The 743-nt window shown below is 75.6% G+C and carries 2 protein-coding genes; both read right to left on the bottom strand.

Annotated features, from left to right (window positions below):
* The coding region (locus SACPADRAFT_RS32055; protein WP_007027846.1) for a hypothetical protein at positions 1–360 on the bottom strand (360 nt) is incomplete at its 3' end.
* A 16-nt stretch (positions 361–376) separates the two neighbouring features.
* Positions 377–743 (bottom strand): ArsA family ATPase (locus tag SACPADRAFT_RS32050; protein WP_007027845.1); only part of this gene is annotated, 367 nt, incomplete at its 5' end.

Raw genomic sequence — 743 nt, 5'->3', positions numbered from 1 at the left:
GTCCGGTTCCGGGCGCGGGGCCGGGGACCCGGGCATGTGCACCCCCTCGTGCGGGTGCCAGCGGTCGGCGAGCACCGCGCGCAGCAGGGCCAGCAGCTGGGTCAGCTGGTCCACGAGCCGCGCGGCCACGTCCACCCGCTCGCCCCGGCAGATCGCCAGCACGGCACACAGGGGGCACCACCCGCGCTCCGCCTCTCCGGTGCCGTCGGTGTCGTTCCCGCCGGTGTGGTCGTCCCCGGCCTCCGTGCCGTGTCCCTCCTCCACCAGGCTGTCCAGCCACGGGGCGGCCCGTTCGACGATCAAATCGACGAGCAGGCGGATCTCGTCGGCGAGCCGGGCACCGTTGTCCGCGGTGGTCATGGGTTGCGCTCCAGGGTCATGGGTTGCGCTCCAGGTGGACGACGAGCCCGCGGGCGTCCGACTCCGCCTCCGTCACCCGGCACGGCCGCAGTGCGTCGGGGAGAGCGAGCAGCCGCCGGAACCCGTCCACGGTCACGGCCAGGTCGTCGTCCACCCGCGCCAGGTCGACGGTCGAGTCCCCGGCCAGCGGCATCTCGATCCGCAGGAGGAAGCCGTCGTCGGTCTCCTCGGCCCGCAGCAGCGGGAGGGACCGCCCGCCCCCGCCGGTCGGCGCGTCGGTGGCGTAGAGCTCGTCGCCGATCCCGTCCAGGGCCGCCGGCCCGATCGGCTCGTCCGGCCGGTGCCGCACGGTGCGGATTCCGGCCTCGGCCAGTCCGTCCGCG

Source organism: Saccharomonospora iraqiensis subsp. paurometabolica YIM 90007, assembly GCF_000231035.2.
In the GTDB taxonomy this organism is placed as follows: Bacteria; Actinomycetota; Actinomycetes; order Mycobacteriales; family Pseudonocardiaceae; genus Saccharomonospora; species Saccharomonospora paurometabolica.
The sequence above is the reverse complement of the archived record's forward strand: the minus strand, read 5'-3'. Positions and strand labels throughout refer to the sequence as shown.